This window comes from Xanthomonas hortorum (assembly GCF_011305375.1).
GTDB classification, from domain to species: Bacteria; Pseudomonadota; Gammaproteobacteria; order Xanthomonadales; family Xanthomonadaceae; genus Xanthomonas; species Xanthomonas hortorum_E.
Genome location: NZ_VCME01000004.1, coordinates 348,926 through 365,074 on the forward strand (window position 1 = coordinate 348,926; position 16,149 = coordinate 365,074).

Consider the following 16,149-nt stretch of genomic DNA (forward strand, 5'->3'; position numbering starts at 1 on the left):
GAGAAGGTTATCGGCGAGGCCATGCAAGTCTGTTGCCCTGCTCCAACGGCGAATGCTCAGCCAGTTACAAAGTCTTCAGTCGGCGGCATCGCGCAAGACGTGCGTATAACGGTCGCGACCTTGGCCGCTGGCGGGCCCTGCCAGAGCCAGGTTTCCAGCGCGTTCAACGCGGCATCGGTACCGGCGGCGATCACTTCGACGCTGCCGTCCGCCTGATTGCGCGCATGTCCGCGCACGCCCAGTGCAAGCGCTCGTTCGCGGGTGGAGGCGCGGAACCACACGCCCTGCACCACGCCGGTGACGACGAAGCGCGCCGCCCGCATCAGCCGGCCTTGCCGGTGATGCCCACGGCGGTTTCGATATCTCGCGCGGTGACCGGGCCGAGGAACTGCTTGGCCACCTTGCCATCCGGGCCGATCAGATAGGTCATCGGCAAGCCGCGCGGCGTGGCGAAGTCCTGTGGCGGCTGGTAGGGGTCGAGAATGGCCACCGGATACGACACCGGGTGATCTTTCAGAAACGCCTGCATGTCGGCGCTGGTGATGTCTTCGTAGGCCAGGCCCACCACTTCGATGCTGTCGCGCATGGTGTGCAGCGCCGAGAGCTCCGGCATCTCCTTCAGGCACGGTGCGCACCAGGTGGCCCAGAAATTGACCACCACCCACTTGCCGCGATGCGCGGCCAGGTCGTAGGCCTCGCCGGTCACGGTGGGCAGCGACAACTTCGGCATCTCGGCGGTCTGCTGCACCACCGAGGTATCCGGCGCAGTCGCCGGGTCTGCGGCTGCGGCAGGTTTGTCCGGCGCCTGGGGGGGCGCTGCAGGCGCAGTGCTGGTGTCGGCGGCGGGGGCGCCCTCGCCGGTGGGCTTGCAGGCGGTCATCAACAACAGCGGCAACAGCAGCGCACAGGCGCCGCGCACAAGGCGCAAGGTCATGGAAGATCTCCGGGAAGATGGGTGTAGAGGTCGCCGACCGGTTGCGCCAGCACGCTGCGCAGCGGTTGACGCAATTGTTCCAGCGCAGCAGCGGCGGCCTGGCCGTAGGCATCGTCGCGACACGGCAACGGGCGGTCTTCGATCGGCACGCGCAGCTGGCAGCTTTCGTAGAGTTCGGCCAGCGGCACCACGTCCAGATCGCGCGCCAGCAACCAATGCCCGCGTTCGTCGCGACGCAGCAGGCGGATGCGTTTGAGCTCGCACAGCAGCTCCTGCATCAGCGTGTCGGTGAGCATGGGTTCCAGCGCCAGGATGCGGTCTTCGTCGAGCCCGTTGCCGTGGATGCGCGCCTGCCGAAAACGGCCGAGCAAACGCAACAAGCCATAGATTTCAAAGCCCGGCGGCAGGCGCATGGCTTCGGGTTGATAGCGGAACGCCGCCATCGACGAGGCCAACGACGCGCCCAGCAACACCGACACCCAGCTCAGATAGATCCACAACAGCAGGATCGGCAGCGCCGACAACGCGCCGTAGATGCGCTGATAGGTCTGGAAATTGCCCAGATAAAACCCGAAGCCCCACTTGACGATCTCCATCAGGATCACCGCCAGCAGCGCGCCCGGCAGCGCATGCCGCAGGCGCACCGCATGCTGCGGCACCACACGGTAGATCAGCACGATACAGACGAACTCCACCGCCATCGGCGCCAGCCGCCAGGCGAATTCGGCCAGCCATTGACCTTCGGTGGTGCGGAACAGCGGCAGCGCGAACACGTAGGCGGCCATCGCCATCGAGGCGGCCGCCAGCATCGTGCCCAGGGTCAGCACCGTCCAATAAATCAAAAAACGCGTCACCTTGGGCCGCGCGGCAGCCACGCGCCAGATGCTGTTGAAGGTCTGCTCGATGCTGTGCAGGGTGATCAGCAACGAGGCCACCAGCGCGACCATACCGGCCACGGTGAACTTGCCCAGATCTTCCAGCGAACGGTTGAGATAGTTCTGCACCGAGCGCGCCGCACCGGGCACAAAGTTGTTGAAGATGAAGTCGGTCAGCGCGTCCTTCCACTCGTTGAAGGCCGGAAACGCCGACAGCACCCCGAATACCACGATCGCCAGCGGCACCAGCGCAAACACCGTGGTGTAGGCGAGCGAGGCGGCGGCCTGGAACAGGCGGTCATCGAGAAAGCGGCGCCACAGGAAGCGGCCGAAACTGACCGTCCGCGCGCGGTCGCGCAGACGTTCTTTCCATTGGTGGAGTTTGTTCACACGCGACATCGCGCAAGGGTACCCGATGCGCCGTCATCGCGGCCTTGTCGCATCTGCGGCGTGCAGCCCGACCACGCCATCGCCGATACTGCGGCAACTCACACAAGCGGTAGATGCGCGATGGCGGAGATTCTGGTGCTGTATTACAGCCGTGGCGGTTCGGTGGCGCGGCTGGCGCGGCAGATTGCGCGCGGCATCGGCGAAGTGCCCGGCATGAGCGCGCGGCTGCGCACGGTGCCGCCGGTGGCGGCGGTGACCCAGACCAGCGCCCCGCCGGTGCCGGACGAGGGTGCGCCATATGTGGACAAGGCCGATCTGGCCGACTGCAGCGGGCTGCTGCTGGGCAGCCCGACCCGCTTCGGCAACATGGCCGCGCCAATGAAGCATTTTCTCGACAGCCTGGGCGCCGAATGGGCCAGTGGCACCCTGGCTGGCAAACCGGCAGGCGTGTTCACCTCCACCGCCTCGATGCACGGCGGCCAGGAGTCCACGCTGTTGTCGATGCAGTTGCCGTTGTTGCATCACGGCTGTCTGATCGTCGGCATCCCGTTTACCGAAGCTGCGCTGAGCCACACCACCAGCGGCGGCACGCCTTATGGCGCCAGCCATGTCTCCGGCGCCGGCGGCGACCCGCAGCCCAGCGACGACGAAGCCCTGCTGGCGCGTGCGCTCGGTCGCCGGGTGGCCGACATCGCGCGGCGGCTGGCCAGCGCATGAGCCTGCGCACCCTGCATTGGCTGCTGACCGCCGCGCTGCTGGCGCTGGCGGTGTTGTTCGTGGTCTGGTTTCACGACGACCGCCATCGCACCGCGGCGCTGCTGGTGTTCGCGCTGCCGCCGGCGCTGATGGCCGCGCTGGCGCTGCGCAGTGCGCGCGCGCGGTTCTGGGCCGGGGTGTTCGCGCTGGGCTGGTTCAGTCATGGCGTGATGGCCGCCTGGAGCCAGCCGCAAGCGCGTGGGCTGGCGTGGCTGGAATTGCTGCTGGCCCTGCTGGTGGTGGCGCTGGTCAGCGGCCCCGGCGTGGCGGCACGGTTCGGCAAGCGGCGCGCGGCGCGCTAGCCCAACGTCCTGCAGCGCACGCGCCGGGGTCGTATCATGACGGCCCTCGCGCGTTTTATACCGCGCCGATGCTGCGTCGCCCGGCTGCTTCATCGCAGCATGGGACGTCTCGTTTGCATCTCACACTGCATCACCCGCTTTAAGGATTCCCAGCAATGGAAGACCTCCTGATCGTCACCACCGGTGGCACGATCGACAAGATCTACTTCGACGACAAATCGGACTACCAGATTGGCGACCCGCAGATCGGCCAGATCCTCAAGGAACTGGGCGTGACCTTCCGCTTCTCGGTGATCCCGATCATCCGCAAGGATTCGCTGCACATCAACGCTGCCGACCGCGAGCTGGTGCGCGCCACCATCGCCGCCCAGCCGACGCGCCATGTGCTGATCACCCACGGCACCGATTCGATGGTGGAAACCGGCAAGGTGCTGCAATCGATCGCCGACAAGACCATCGTGATGACCGGCGCGCTCAACCCGGCGCGCTTCCGCGGCTCGGATGCCGAATTCAATATCGGCTGCGCAGTCGGCGCGGTGCAGTCGCTGCCGGCCGGCGTGTATATCGCCATGAACGGGCGGATCTGGAATCCGGAAAAAGTGCGCAAGAACGTCGCCGCCAACCGCTTTGAGTCGCTCTGAAGCGATGAGCAAGGCGACCCGCGCGACCGCAGCATTGGACGCGGCCGGCGTGGCCTATGTGCTGCATCCCTACGCGTACCAGGCCGATGCCGACGCGAAGGGATTGCAAGCGGCCAACGCGCTGGGGCTGGCGCCGCATACGGTGCTGAAAACGCTGATGGCCTGGGTCGACGACCAGGCCGTGTGCGTGGTGATCCCGTGCGATCGCCGGGTGTCGTTGAAGAAATTGGCCAGCGCATACGGCGGCAAGTCGGCGCGCATGATGGAGGTGGCCGATGCCGAACGTCGCACCGGTTACAAGGTCGGCGGCATCAGCCCGCTCGGGCAGCAACGTCAGACGCCGGTGCTGATCGAAGCCACCGCGCTGGATGCACCGTCGCTGTGGATCAACGCCGGGCAACGCGGTTGCTGCTGGAATTGCCGGGCGACCAGCTGTTGCACGCACTGACTGGGCGCGCCTGCCTGCTGTGCGAGTGAGCGCATACACCACAATGCCGCGCGCACCGGTCGGTGCGCGCGGCCGACACTGAGAACCCAGGGCCTACCGTGTGCATCGCAGTCGACCACTGCGACCTTTGACCGACGTTGCAGCGCACGTGCGCGTGCGCTGACCAGTGCTCGCGATCCGGAGGTTTCAGCATCTGCCCGGCGCGGCAACACCACCGCGCCGGGATCGCTCAATACGCCGCAGTGACGCTGACCGCAGAAAAGCCCAGCGTCGCCCTCAAGCGCACGTAATAGATGCCCGCCGCGGGCGCGGCCAGCGTGCAGCTGTCGCCATTGCCCGGCAGCATGCTGCGGCAGCTGTAGGCCGCATCGGTGGGCAGCGCGCCCGCCCGCACGGAGAGGTCGGCATTGCCGCTGCCACCGGCAAGCGTCACTTTGAGCGAGCGCGTGCCGGCCGGCACGTTGACCTGGTAATACAGCGAATCGGAGAGCGCCGCGCTTAGCCCGGTGCGTGCCACATTCCTGGTCAAGGTGGTCGAATCGATCACCGCCGTCACCGCGCCATCGGCATTCACCAGCCCTGCCCCGCAGCCCTGGGGGCAGGCGACCGGCAGTGGCCGTGCGCTGCTCTTGAGCAGGGCCTCCACCGTTGCCGGGGTAAGCGGATTCAGTGCTACCGACTGCATCAACGCCACCACGCCTGCCACATGCGGCGCCGCCATTGAGGTGCCGCTGTATACCGCGTACGCCGCGTTGCCCGGTACCGTGGTGCCGGTATTGAGCGTGGACACGATCGATTGCCCGGGCGCGGCGATATCCACGCCCTTGCCGAAGTTGGAGAAGCTGGCCTTGGCGCCGGACGAGGTGGTGGCCGCCACCGCGATCACGTTCGGGCAATTGGCCGGTACGCTGGTGGAGACATCCATATTGCTGTTGCCGGCGGCCACCACCACCGCGCTGCCGCGCGTCACCGAAGCGGTGATGGCATTGCTCAACGTCGTCGAGCACGTGCCGGAGCCGCCCAGCGACAGATTGATCACCGTGGCCGGGTTCGGATTGTTCGGCACGCCGTTCACCTTGCCGCCCGACGCCCACACGATCGCATCGGCGATATCGGACATGTAGCCGCCGCATCGTCCCAGCACGCGCAGCGGCAGGATCTTGGCATTGAAGGCAGTGCCGACAACGCCCACCGCGTTGTTGCCCACCGCCGCCACGATGCCCGCCACATGCGTGCCATGCCAGCTGGAATTGGAGGCCGATGCGCCGGGCCCGCATTCGTTGGCCGCCGCCCAGTCGCCCTGGTCGGCGGCAGTCGCATCGCGCGCATTGCCGTCGCGCGCGATTGCAGGGTCGATAATGAAGTCGTAACCGGGCAACACGTTGGCCGCGAGGTCCGGATGGTTGGTGATGCCCGTGTCGATCACCGCCACCACGATGCCCTTGCCGGTGGAACGGTCCCAGGCCGGGCGCACGTTGAGGCTGGCGGCGGTCGCACCCATCGCCCACTGCTGCGGTACGCCCGGGTCGTTGGGCACCAGCAACGGCCGCATCAGGATGTCTACTTCCACGCGTTTAACGGCCGGGTCGGCGGCAAGGCGCCGCATTAGGCTTTCCGAATCCACGCGATCCAGCTTGCGGTCGGCCACCAGCAGCATCGGGCCGGTACTGAGCCGGCGCGTGGCCGACAGACCTAGCGCACGTCCGCGCGCTTCCGGCACGGCGCGCGCGATGTCGCGCCAGGGCGCCGACAGGCCGGTCGCCCGGCTGCTGCCGACGCGGTCCTTGTAGCTGACGATGAAGCGCTGATGCGTGCTGCTGGAGCTCAACCCTTGCAGATTGACCTCGCCAGCGGCGGCATGAAACGTGCATGACAATGCGCAGACGAACGCCGCGCGGCGCAGCGCGCCAACTGAGTGATACGACATGAATCCATCCCTCCCCAAAGATCTGGCAACCCGGATGGCAACGCGCTAACGCCACTGCAATGCGCCCTGCCCCATGCGTTGGCATGCATACCGCCGTGCCTCACGTGGGGTGGCTATCGGCGTGCCGCACGCGGCACTGAAGCGGCCAACCTGCACTGGCGAGCGCTTCGTTCAGCCATTGCCGTCGGCGCTGCCTCGCAGCGGGGCAATCGCCGATGACCGAACGCACACTGCCCCGCCGAAGCGGGGCAGTGCAGGTTTCAAAACACCCACAGTGCAGTCGGGGCAGACCCGACGTGATGCCGGCAACAGCACCGGCATCGGCGTCGTCAGCGCAGCCTTACGGGGTCTGGCTGACCGCGGCAGCCGCGTTGACGATGCCCGCACCGCAGCCGCCCGAGCAGGCGCCCGGCAGCGGACGCGCGGTGTTCTTCAGCAAGGTCTCCACCGCCGCCGGGGTCAACGGACGGGTCGCTGCCGACTGTACCAGCGCCACCACGCCAGCCACATGCGGGGCCGCCATCGAAGTGCCGTTGTAGGAGGCGTAGCTTGCGCTGCCGGGCGTAGTGGTGCCGGTGTTGAGCGTGGACAGGATCGCCGAGCCCGGGCCGGAGATGTCGATGGTGGTGCCGAAGTTGGAGAAGCTGGAACGTGCGCCGGCCGAAGTGATGGACGCCACCGAGATCACGTTGGCGCAGCTGGCCGGGGTGAAGTTGGCCACGTTGGCGTTGCTGTTGCCGGCCGCCACCACCACGGTGGTGCCACGCGAGACCGCACCGTTGATGGCGTTCTGGTAGGTGCTGGAACACGTGCCGTTGCCGCCCAGCGACATGTTGATCACTTCAGCCGGATTGGCATTGGCCGGAACACCCGAGACCGTGCCGCCGGAAGCCCAGACGATCGCATCGGCGATGTCGGAGGTGGTGCCGCCACACAGGCCCAGCGCACGGATCGGCACGATGCGCGCGTTGAACGCGGTGCCGGCCACGCCGGTGCTGTTGTTGGTTACTGCAGCGATGGTGCCGGCCACGTGGGTGCCGTGCCAGCTGGAATTGGCTGCCGCCACGCCGGTCCCGCACTGATTGGCAGCGCGCCAGTCGCCCTGGTCGGCGGCATTGTTGTCACGGCCGTTGTTGTCGCGCGCCCGAGCCGCGTCGCTGATGAAGTCGTAACCCGGCAGCACGTTGGCGTTGAGGTCCGGATGGCTGGTGATGCCGGTGTCGATCACTGCGACCACCACGCCGGTACCGGTGGCGGTATCCCAGGCCGGACGCACGTTGATGCTCGATGCGGTGGTGCCGAAGCCCCACTGTTCGGATAGACGCGTGTCGTTCGGGGTCAGCGTCGGATACATGATCTGGTCGACTTCCACGTACTCCACGCCCGGGTCGGCAGCGATCCGGCGCATCAGCGTCTCGGCTTCGGCGCGATCCAGGCCACGGGTGGTCTTGAGCACTTCCGACCCCAGCGCAGTACGACGCACATGGTTCAGGCCCAGCGTACGGCCGGCGCGTGCCGGCACCGCACTGGCAACGGAATTGAGAGATGCGCGCATCGAGGTCGGGCTCACCGACGCACTGCTGCCATCCCGGTATTTGACGATGAAACGGTCCAGCGTGGGCTGCGAATCCAGCCCGGACAGATTCACCTGACCGGCGAACGCCGGCACGGCCAGCAGCGAGGTCAGCGCAGAAACACCCAGGACCACCAGCGCGCGCGCAGGCGCACGACGTTGCGACACATTGGACATCGATCGTTCCTTAATTATGAGAGGTGCCGCAGTTGCGGCGAGATGGCCAGACCCTCACCGCGCACTGCGGATCGGGCCGGGAATTGCACGGGCGCGTACGCCCGCTGAGACGATTGGCCGATGTCCATTCCGGCCGAGCGGCAACACATTCCCTGCGCCTGCCGATATGGCAGACGTGGGCGATACATCGCTGATGGGGTACCGCGGCTACGGGCGGCGGGCCGGCACTGCCTGACAACGGCCAGGCAGTGCCGACGCGGGCCTCAGTAACTGGCTCTCAGGGTCACACCGGAGAACGTGCTGTAAGCCTTGACGCGCACGTAGTAGGTGCCCGAGGGCGCGCTGATGGTGCAGGTCTCGGCATTGCCGCTGCGGTACGGGCGGCAGGTATAGGTGCTGTCGGTCGGTGCACTGCCGGCACGCACGTACAGGTCCGCATCGCCGCTGCCGCCGCTGATCGCCACGGTCAGCGTGCCGCTGCCGGCCGGAACCGCGATGGTGTAGTTGAGCTCCGCGCCGGTGGAAGCGCCCAGGCCGGTGACCGGGGTGCCGTTGGTCAGCGTGTTGCCGGTTCCACCACCGCCACCACCGTTGCTGCCACTGATGGCTGCCGTCACTGCGGCATCGGCATTGACGATGCCGGCACCGCAACCGCCCGAACAGGCACCCGGCAGCGCACGTGCGGTGTTCTTCAGCAAGGTCTCCACCGCTGCCGGCGTCAACGCGGTCGGCGCAACCGACTGCACCAGCGCGACCACGCCGGCCACATGCGGCGCCGCCATCGAGGTGCCGTTATAAGAGGCGTAGCTGGCACTGCCCGGGGTGGTGGTACCGCTGTTGAGCGTGGACAGGATCGCCTGACCCGGCCCCGATACATCGATGCCGGCACCGAAGTTGGAGAAGCTGGCCTTGGCACCGGCCGAGGTCGTGGCGGCCACCGCGATCACATTGGCGCAGTTGGCCGGCAACGAGCCGGAGACGTTGGCCGAATCGTTGCCGGCCGCCACCACCACGGTGGTGCCGCGCGAGACCGCGCCGTTGATCGCGTTCTGCAGGGTGGACGAACAGGCGCCGCCGCCGCCGAGCGACATGTTGATGACTTCGGCCGGATTGGCGTTGGCCGGAATGCCACTGACCGTGCCGCCCGAGGCCCAGACGATGCCGTCGGAGATATCCGACAACGAGCCGCCGCACTTGGCCAGTACGCGCACCGGTACCACCTTGGCATTGAAGGCAGTGCCCGCCACGCCGGTGCTGTTGTTGGTAACCGCAGCCACCGTGCCGGCCACATGGGTCCCGTGCCAGCTGGAATTGGAGGCCGGAATGCCGGTGCCGCATTCGTTGGCGGCATACCAGTCGCCTTCGTCGGCCGGGTTGCTGTCGCGGCCATTGCCGTCACGCGCAGCGGTCGCGTCGCTGACGAAGTCGTAGCCGGGCAGGATGTTGGCGTTGAGGTCGGCATGGGTGGTGATGCCGGTATCGATCACCGCCACCACCACGCCGGTGCCGGTGGCCTTGTCCCAGGCCGGGCGGATGTTGAGGCCGGCGTTGGTGGTGCCGAAGCCCCACTGCTCGGACAGGCGGGTGTCGTTCGGGGTGAGCGTGGCATGCAGGATCTGATCGACTTCCACGCTCTGCACGTTGGGGTCGGCGGCCAGCTGGCGCATCAGGGTTTCTGCTTCCTGACGGTCCAGCGCGCGGGTGGATTGGACCAGCTCCGGTCCCAGCGCCAGCCGGCGCACCGAGTTCAAGCCCAGTGCCTTGCCGGCCTTGGCCGGAACCGCGCGTGCAGCGTCTCGCAGCGAAGTGCTCAAGGCGGTGGGGCTGGCCAGCGCGGTGCTGCCGTCCTTGTAAGTCACGATGAATTTCTGATGCGTCTGTGCGGTGGCCAGGCCGTCTAAGTAAACCTCGCCTGCAAAGGCCGGCGTTGCCAGCAGCAGCGAGGTGAGTGCCGACACACCCAGGATGCGGAGCGCATGGTGACGCAGACGAAACGTCTCGTTGAGCATTGAATTCCCTTCCAGTCAAGAGAACCGCCGAAGCGGTGTTTCCGGAAACGCCGCCTTGGGCGAAGATCCGGAGTCCCGGATCGCCCCTGTTATCGATCCGTTCAGCGAACCTATACCAACTAAACCGGACTGGACAATACGCAGTTGGTAATTTTAGAAATCAAATTACGTTTCTGTGACATTAATCACAGGTAATTCATGCTGAATTCGACCCGATTCCTGTCGAAATCCTCCCTTTTGTTGTCTCGCAAACAAAAAAAGGCCCCCGCACTGACATGCGGGGGCCCTTTTTGACGAAATGTGTCGGCTTACGACAAACGCACCAACCACCCATGGCGGTCAGGGACACGCCCGTACTGGATATCGGTGAGTTCCTGGCGCAGCGACATGGTCACCTCGCCGGCCGGCGCGGACAGATCGCCCACCGCAAAGCCATCGCCCTTCAGCTCGCCGATCGGGGTGACCACCGCCGCAGTGCCGCAGGCAAACACCTCGGTGATCTCGCCCGACGCTACGCCCTGCTTCCATTCGTCGATGGCGACCTTGCGCTCGATCACCTGCATGCCGCGGTCGCGGGCCAGCTGCAGGATGCTGTCGCGGGTGATGCCTTCCAGGATGCTGCCGGACAATTCCGGCGTCACCAACGTGCCGTCCTTGTAGACCAGGAACACGTTCATGCCGCCCAGTTCTTCGATGTATTTGCCTTCCACCGGATCCAGGAACAGCACCTGCGAGCAGCCCTGCGCATAGGCTTTCTGCTGCGGCAGCAGCGAGGCGGCGTAGTTGCCGCCGCACTTGGCCGCACCGGTGCCGCCCTTGGCCGCACGCGCGTATTCGGTGGACAACCAGATCGACACCGGCGCCACGCCCTTGGCGAAATACGGACCGGCGGGACTTGCGATGACGTAGTACGAGGCCTTGTGCGCCGCACGCACGCCCAGGAAGGCCTCGTCGGCGATCATGAACGGGCGGAAATACAGGCTGGTTTCCGGCGCCGAGGGGACCCAGCTGGCATCCACAGCCACCAGCTGGCGTAGCGATTCCACAAACAGGTCGACCGGCAGTTCCGGCAGCGCCAGCCGGCGCGCCGAGCGCTGCAGGCGTTCGCCATTGGACTGCGGGCGGAAGGTCCAGATCGAGCCGTCGGCATGCCGGTAGGCCTTGATGCCTTCGAAGATCTCCTGGCCGTAATGCAGCACCGAGGCGGCCGGATCCAGCTGCAGCGGGCCATACGCGCGCACCTGCGCGTCATGCCAACCGAGCTCGTTGGTCCAGGAAATGGCGACCATGTGGTCGGTGAAGTGCAGCCCGAAGCCGGGCGCGGCCAGGATCACAGACAGCTCGTCGGCACTGCGCGGCGACGGGGAACGGGTGGAAGCGAAGGACACGGACACCGGAAGTTTCCTGTATGGCGGGCGAAAGGACGCGGCGCCACATCTTCGACATGGCGCCTGACGATCAGAGCATGCCGGTCTCGAGACGGGCCGCTTCGGACATCATATGCCGCCCCCACGGTGGGTCGAAGACCAGCTCGACATCGGCCTCGGCGATGGTCGGAATCATCTCGACCTTGCTGCGCACGTCGTCGACCAGGATCTCGCCCATGCCGCAACCGGGCGCGGTGAGGGTCATCTTGACGTCCACCCGGCGCTGATCGTCTTCTTCGCGATGGCTGATCACCGCCTCGTAGACCAGGCCCAGATCGACGATATTGAACGGGATTTCCGGGTCGAAGCAGGTGCGCAGCTGCTGCCACACCAGCGCTTCCACCTCTTCATCGCTGGCATTGGCGGGCAATTCCAGCCCCGGCGGGGCCTCCTTGCCGATCGCATCGCCATCCTTGCCGGCAATGCGAAACAGATTGCCTTCGACAAAGACGGTATAGCTGCCGCCCAGCGCCTGAGTGATATAGCCGTAACTGCCTGCGGGCAGAGTCACCGAATCGCCCTGCGGCACCATGACGGCATCGCAATCGCGTTCGAACTGGACGGGTTCGCTGCTACGGGAATACATGGGCTGGATATGGGGCCGCGGCGGATGCGCGCAAGTCGGCCATTCTAGCCGACCACGGCGATGACGCTGCCGGTCGTGCCGCCGACGCTGCATTCCATCTGAAACACAGTCATCTGCAGCCACCGTGGCTCACACCGGCAGTGCAGCGCAAAACGCGCCACGCGCTCTATCATATGCGCACTGTCAGGAGCTCCAATGCCGCCCACCACCGCGTCCGCCAGAACCGCCCACTGGCTCTGGCCCCCGCTCCTGCTGCTGGGATGCGTCACCGCCCTCATCGCCTGGATGCTCGTCGCTCTTGCGCTTGGTCATCAAGCCGGCTGGATGGCGCTGCTGGTCGCGCTGGAAGTGGCCTGGATGCTGCGCCTGGGCACGTTGCGCGCCGGCAGTGTGCGCATCGGCATTACCTTGGTGGCCACGGTCCTGGTGATCGTCGGTGCCAACTGGGGCATTGCGTCCGCACAGCTTGGCGGCTCGCTGGGACTGGACCCGTGGACCTCGGCGCAGAAGATGGGCGCCGGCCTGGCCTGGACCTTGTTGCAGCTGGCCAATAGCGGTTTCGACCTGGCCTGTTATCTCGCGGCGCTGGTGCTGGGCTGGTGGGCAGCGCGCTGAGCAGCTGAGATCAGCTGGTCTTGACTGCCGGATCGACGGCAGCGCTCGCCAGCGGCGGCGAGGTGGCCGATCTCCGCCCGTGCCGCCACGGCCGGTGAAAGACAGCACACGGCTGATCGCCTCTGCGCATCGTCTGGAGCACGGCGTGCGCACGGCCGCCCATCCGCGCGGCGACAGCGCGCAGGCGTGTCAACCGAATCCACCCCCGTCCGTTGACGTTGTATCGTCTCCGCGGAAGCTACGCTGTGCTGGTGGGAACCCCTTTCGATCCGCAGCTCTCTCCACCGGCCGTCACTGCGCCCGTGTCGCTGGATGCCTTTCTGGCCGGCATCGGTCCGCGTGCGTTCCGTTTTGCCGAGGCCGGCCTGCGTCACCGCGAAGACGCGCTGGATGCGGTGCAGGACGCCATGGTGAAGCTGCTTGGTTACCGCGAGCGCCCGGCCGCCGAATGGACGCCGCTGTTCTGGAGCATCCTGCGTAGCCGCATCATCGACCTGCAGCGGCGGCGTACCTTCCGCCTGAAATTCTGGGCGCCGGCCGAACGTTCCGACGACGAAGGCACCATCGACTGGGCCGACCCCGGCACCGGTCCGGTCGACCAACAGCAACACCAGCAGGCCTACCAGCGCCTGGTCGAGGCCCTGCGCAGCCTGCCGGCGCGCCAGCGCGAAGCGTTCACGCTGCGCGTGCTGGAAGAGCTGGACGTGGCCACCACCGCCAAGGCGATGGGCTGCTCCGAAGGCTCGGTCAAAACCCACCTGTCGCGTGCGCGCGACGCGTTGCAAAAACAGTTCGAGGATTTCCTGTGAACCGCTCTCACGATCCGGCCCGGTTCGACGCGCAGCTGCGTCAACTGCACACCGCCGCGCTCACCAGCCTGCCGCCGCAGACGCTTGCACGCCTGCGCCAGGCACGTCACGCAACTGCGCCCTCGCGCAACCGTCGCGGTTACTGGTTATTGGCGACCGCGTGTTCGGGGTTGCTGGCGATCGGCATCGGCCTGCAACTGCGGCCGGGCGAATCGGCACCCTCAGGCACCGCCGGGACCCAGGCGATCGCCAGCACCACCACCGATACCGACGACATGCTGACCCAGAACCCGGACCTGTACGTCTGGCTCGGGTCCGACACCGCCTTGGCCATGGAATAAGCACGATGACCCACACCACCCGCCTGCTATTGACCCTGCTGCTGTGCGCCGGGCCCTGCGCGTCGCTGTTGGCCCAGGCACCTCCGCCTGGCCCGCCGGGGCCGCCACCCTCCGATGGCCCCGGCCCGCGTGGTCCGGGACCGCGCGAGGCGGAGACGCCGATGCCCGAGTGGGAAAAACTGACCCAGCAGCAGCGCCAGGTGCTGATCGATGCGCTGCGCGAACGCTGGAACGAGGTGCCTGAAGAGCGCCCGCGCATGTATCGCCACGCACGCCGCTGGCTGGACATGACCCCCGAACAGCGCAAGCAGGCCAAGGCCGGCATGGACCGTTTCCGCAACATGAGTCCCGAGCAGCGCCGCGAAGCCAAGGCCTTGTTCGAACGCATGCGCACGCTTAACCAGCAAGAACGCAACGCGCTGCAGCAACGCTGGCAGAAGATGAGTCCGGCCGAACGCAGCGCCTGGCTGCGCGAGCATCCGCCGGTAGACGATTGAGTAACAGCTGACGATTGAGCGATATCGCAGGCCATCCCGCGTGCTGTGGTGCGAACTGATTCACGTATCAGGCAGCAAAGCGGATCGACGATGCGATCCGGGCATGACAGCGCCCATCGTGCGCAATCAGGGCATCAGCACCGCTTGCAGCAGCGGGGCCAACACCTGTTCGGGCGCAAATGCGAGCAGCCCGGCGTGCTTGCGGTCGATCGCCAGCGAGGCATACCCATGCACCGTGCTCCAGGCCAGCAGCGTGCGTTGCTCCAGCACCTCTGCACTCGGGGCGCTGCCGTGCCGCGCGATCCACTGCATCCGCAGCGTCTCGCGCAGGCAGGCCATCGCCGCTTCACTGGCATGCAACAGTCTGGGCAAGCTGCGCGAGCGCAGATCCAGCCCCAGCATCAGCCGGAAGTGCTGCGGAAACGCGCTGGCAAAGCGGATATAGCCCAGCCCGCATCCCAATAGGGGATCGGCCAGTTCCTGCTGGGTCGCGAGAATCTGATCGAGCATGCGCTCGTAGCCATCGGCGGCCAGTTCCGACAGCAGCCCGTCGAGCGAGCCGAAATGATGCGCTGGCGCGGCATGCGAGACACCGGCGCGGCGCGCGCACTCGCGCAAGGTCAACCCGCGCGCACCGGCCTCGCCCAACAGTTCCCACCCTGCGCGCCGCAACGCAGCCGGCAGATCGCCATGGTGATACGCAGCAGGCACGGATGATTGCGACATGGGCAACTTCGTTTGCAGAGACCTCAGTGGAGCAGATCATCTTGACGCTGACAAGATGGACTGGGCAGACTCATGTATATCTTGTCGACGACAAGATCCATACGACGTCGCCCACTCCAAGGATCTCGCCATGTCCTCGTCCATCGCCAAATTGCGTGCGCGCCTGCTGCGCGGCGTGCTGGCCAGCGCCAGTCGGCTGGCCCCCGGCCCGACCGGTCGGTTTCTGGCTCGCCGCTTCGTGACCCCGGCAGCGGCCGGCCGCCGGCAGGCCGCCGGACTCGCCGCTCAGTTGCCCGATGCGCATCGCCAGAATCTGCGCATCGATGGCGTCGACATTGCCGTTTACCGGTGGGGCGACCCGGCGCAGCAGCCGTATGTGCTGCTGTCGCATGGCTGGGCCAGTTACGGGCTGCGCTTTGCGGCATGGGTGCCGCAGCTGCGGGCGCTCGGCTATGCGGTGGTGGCGTTCGATCAGGCCGCACATGGCTTGAGCGGCGGCAGGATCAGCAACATGCCGCATTTCGTGCGGATTTTGCGCGACATCGGCGGCCGCCACGGTCGCCCAGCCGTCTTGATCGGCCATTCCCTGGGCGCGGCAGCGGCGGTCTTTGCCGATGACCCCGCGTGGCGGCCGGCACGCTATGTCCTGATCGCCCCGCTGCTGGCACCGGCGCAGAGTGCGCAGCGCCAGTTCCGCGCATTCGGCATCGCACCCGGCACGTTCGCACCGTTTGAAAACTGGTTGCATCAGCTGACCGGGAAGCGCTTCGCCGATTTCGACGCAACGCCGCGCCTGCCGCACTTCGGTGACCGCCCGGCGCTGATCATTCACGACCGCCGCGACCGCGAAACCCCCTGGGAAGAAGGCGCACGTTTCGCGGCGCTCTGGCCGGGCGCGCAACTGGTCAGTACCGAAGGACTGGGCCACAACCGCATGGTCGACCACGCCTCGGTGATCGATCAGGCGTTGCAGTTCATCGGCCCGGCATCGCCCTGATCCAGACCGCAAGGCACGCACATCGCGAGCGTGCCGGGCCTGTTTGAATTGACTGAACCACCTGGCGATCGGTCGCCAGCTGGATGCGGATGGAACGCTTGGAACCGCCGCGTACGGGC

17 protein-coding genes and 1 pseudogene are annotated in these 16,149 nt (G+C 66.6%); 9 read left to right on the forward strand and 9 right to left on the reverse strand.

The annotated features are described in order from the left end of the window. Positions 1-56: 56 nt before the first annotated feature. Genes FFY45_RS04655 through FFY45_RS04665 form a run of 3 tightly spaced genes read right to left on the reverse strand, consistent with a single transcriptional unit; the run spans position 57 to position 2,208 of the window. Positions 57-323 (reverse strand): acylphosphatase, encoded by a 267-nt coding sequence (locus tag FFY45_RS04655; RefSeq protein ID WP_176339539.1) that lies wholly within the window; start codon positions 321-323, stop codon positions 57-59. Next, positions 323-934, reverse strand: a complete 612-nt coding sequence (locus tag FFY45_RS04660) for a TlpA family protein disulfide reductase (RefSeq protein WP_176339540.1) — start codon at positions 932-934, stop codon at positions 323-325. The genes FFY45_RS04655 and FFY45_RS04660 overlap by 1 nt, the downstream gene beginning before the upstream one ends. Further along, positions 931-2,208 (reverse strand): YihY family inner membrane protein, encoded by a 1,278-nt coding sequence (locus tag FFY45_RS04665; RefSeq protein ID WP_115039888.1) that lies wholly within the window; start codon positions 2,206-2,208, stop codon positions 931-933. Before FFY45_RS04665 ends, FFY45_RS04660 begins: the two co-directional genes overlap by 4 nt. Positions 2,209-2,319: 111 nt before the next feature. On the opposite strand from FFY45_RS04665, the gene wrbA reads away from it, so the two are divergent. From wrbA to ybaK, 4 genes and pseudogenes are all read left to right on the forward strand, one after another. Beyond that, entirely contained in the window at positions 2,320-2,916 is a 597-nt protein-coding gene (gene wrbA, locus FFY45_RS04670; RefSeq protein WP_176339541.1) for an NAD(P)H:quinone oxidoreductase, read from the forward strand. Continuing rightward, positions 2,913-3,257 (forward strand): DUF2069 domain-containing protein, encoded by a 345-nt coding sequence (locus tag FFY45_RS04675; RefSeq protein WP_176339542.1) that lies wholly within the window; start codon positions 2,913-2,915, stop codon positions 3,255-3,257. The genes wrbA and FFY45_RS04675 overlap by 4 nt, the downstream gene beginning before the upstream one ends. A 155-nt stretch (positions 3,258-3,412) precedes the next feature. Further along, positions 3,413-3,898 (forward strand): asparaginase domain-containing protein, encoded by a 486-nt coding sequence (locus FFY45_RS04680; protein ID WP_006451623.1) that lies wholly within the window; start codon positions 3,413-3,415, stop codon positions 3,896-3,898. Between the two features lie 4 nt (positions 3,899-3,902). Next, positions 3,903-4,375: pseudogene (gene ybaK / locus FFY45_RS04685) on the forward strand (Cys-tRNA(Pro) deacylase). Between the two features lie 200 nt (positions 4,376-4,575). Here ybaK and FFY45_RS04690 read toward each other — a convergent pair. The 5 genes from FFY45_RS04690 to sufT form a co-directional block, all read right to left on the reverse strand. Further along, positions 4,576-6,273 carry a S8 family peptidase gene (locus FFY45_RS04690; RefSeq protein WP_176339544.1) on the reverse strand — a complete coding sequence of 566 codons (1,698 nt, stop codon included), beginning with the start codon at positions 6,271-6,273 and terminating at the stop codon, positions 4,576-4,578. Positions 6,274-6,613: 340 nt separating this feature from the next. Then, positions 6,614-8,023 (reverse strand): S8 family peptidase, encoded by a 1,410-nt coding sequence (locus FFY45_RS04695; RefSeq protein ID WP_176339545.1) that lies wholly within the window; start codon positions 8,021-8,023, stop codon positions 6,614-6,616. A 263-nt stretch (positions 8,024-8,286) separates the two neighbouring features. After that, positions 8,287-10,032 carry a S8 family peptidase gene (locus FFY45_RS04700; RefSeq protein WP_176339546.1) on the reverse strand — a complete coding sequence of 582 codons (1,746 nt, stop codon included), beginning with the start codon at positions 10,030-10,032 and terminating at the stop codon, positions 8,287-8,289. Between the two features lie 308 nt (positions 10,033-10,340). Further along, entirely contained in the window at positions 10,341-11,426 is a 1,086-nt protein-coding gene (locus FFY45_RS04705; protein WP_074056751.1) for a branched-chain amino acid aminotransferase, read from the reverse strand. Between the two features lie 64 nt (positions 11,427-11,490). Continuing rightward, positions 11,491-12,045, reverse strand: a complete 555-nt coding sequence (gene sufT / locus FFY45_RS04710) for a putative Fe-S cluster assembly protein SufT (RefSeq protein ID WP_006451756.1) — start codon at positions 12,043-12,045, stop codon at positions 11,491-11,493. 195 nt (positions 12,046-12,240) lie between these two features. On the opposite strand from sufT, the gene FFY45_RS04715 reads away from it, so the two are divergent. From FFY45_RS04715 to FFY45_RS04730, 4 genes are all read left to right on the forward strand, one after another. Beyond that, positions 12,241-12,660, forward strand: a complete 420-nt coding sequence (locus FFY45_RS04715) for a hypothetical protein (RefSeq protein ID WP_176339547.1) — start codon at positions 12,241-12,243, stop codon at positions 12,658-12,660. 245 nt (positions 12,661-12,905) lie between these two features. Next, on the forward strand, positions 12,906-13,469 hold the full coding sequence (locus FFY45_RS04720) for an RNA polymerase sigma factor (protein WP_074058743.1): 564 nt from the start codon (positions 12,906-12,908) through the stop codon (positions 13,467-13,469). Beyond that, a complete protein-coding gene (locus tag FFY45_RS04725) occupies positions 13,466-13,810 on the forward strand; it encodes a hypothetical protein (RefSeq protein ID WP_006451760.1) in 345 nt (114 codons plus the stop codon). Before FFY45_RS04720 ends, FFY45_RS04725 begins: the two co-directional genes overlap by 4 nt. 5 nt (positions 13,811-13,815) lie before the next feature. After that, positions 13,816-14,307, forward strand: coding sequence for a DUF3106 domain-containing protein (locus FFY45_RS04730; RefSeq protein WP_176339548.1), 492 nt, complete (start codon positions 13,816-13,818; stop codon positions 14,305-14,307). A gap of 126 nt (positions 14,308-14,433) precedes the next feature. Here FFY45_RS04730 and FFY45_RS04735 read toward each other — a convergent pair whose 3' ends face one another. Continuing rightward, positions 14,434-15,033 carry a TetR/AcrR family transcriptional regulator gene (locus tag FFY45_RS04735; RefSeq protein WP_023902788.1) on the reverse strand — a complete coding sequence of 200 codons (600 nt, stop codon included), beginning with the start codon at positions 15,031-15,033 and terminating at the stop codon, positions 14,434-14,436. 130 nt (positions 15,034-15,163) lie between these two features. On the opposite strand from FFY45_RS04735, the gene FFY45_RS04740 reads away from it, so the two are divergent. Continuing rightward, a complete protein-coding gene (locus FFY45_RS04740) occupies positions 15,164-16,030 on the forward strand; it encodes an alpha/beta hydrolase (protein ID WP_006451763.1) in 867 nt (288 codons plus the stop codon). The last annotated feature ends 119 nt before the right edge of the window (positions 16,031-16,149 follow it).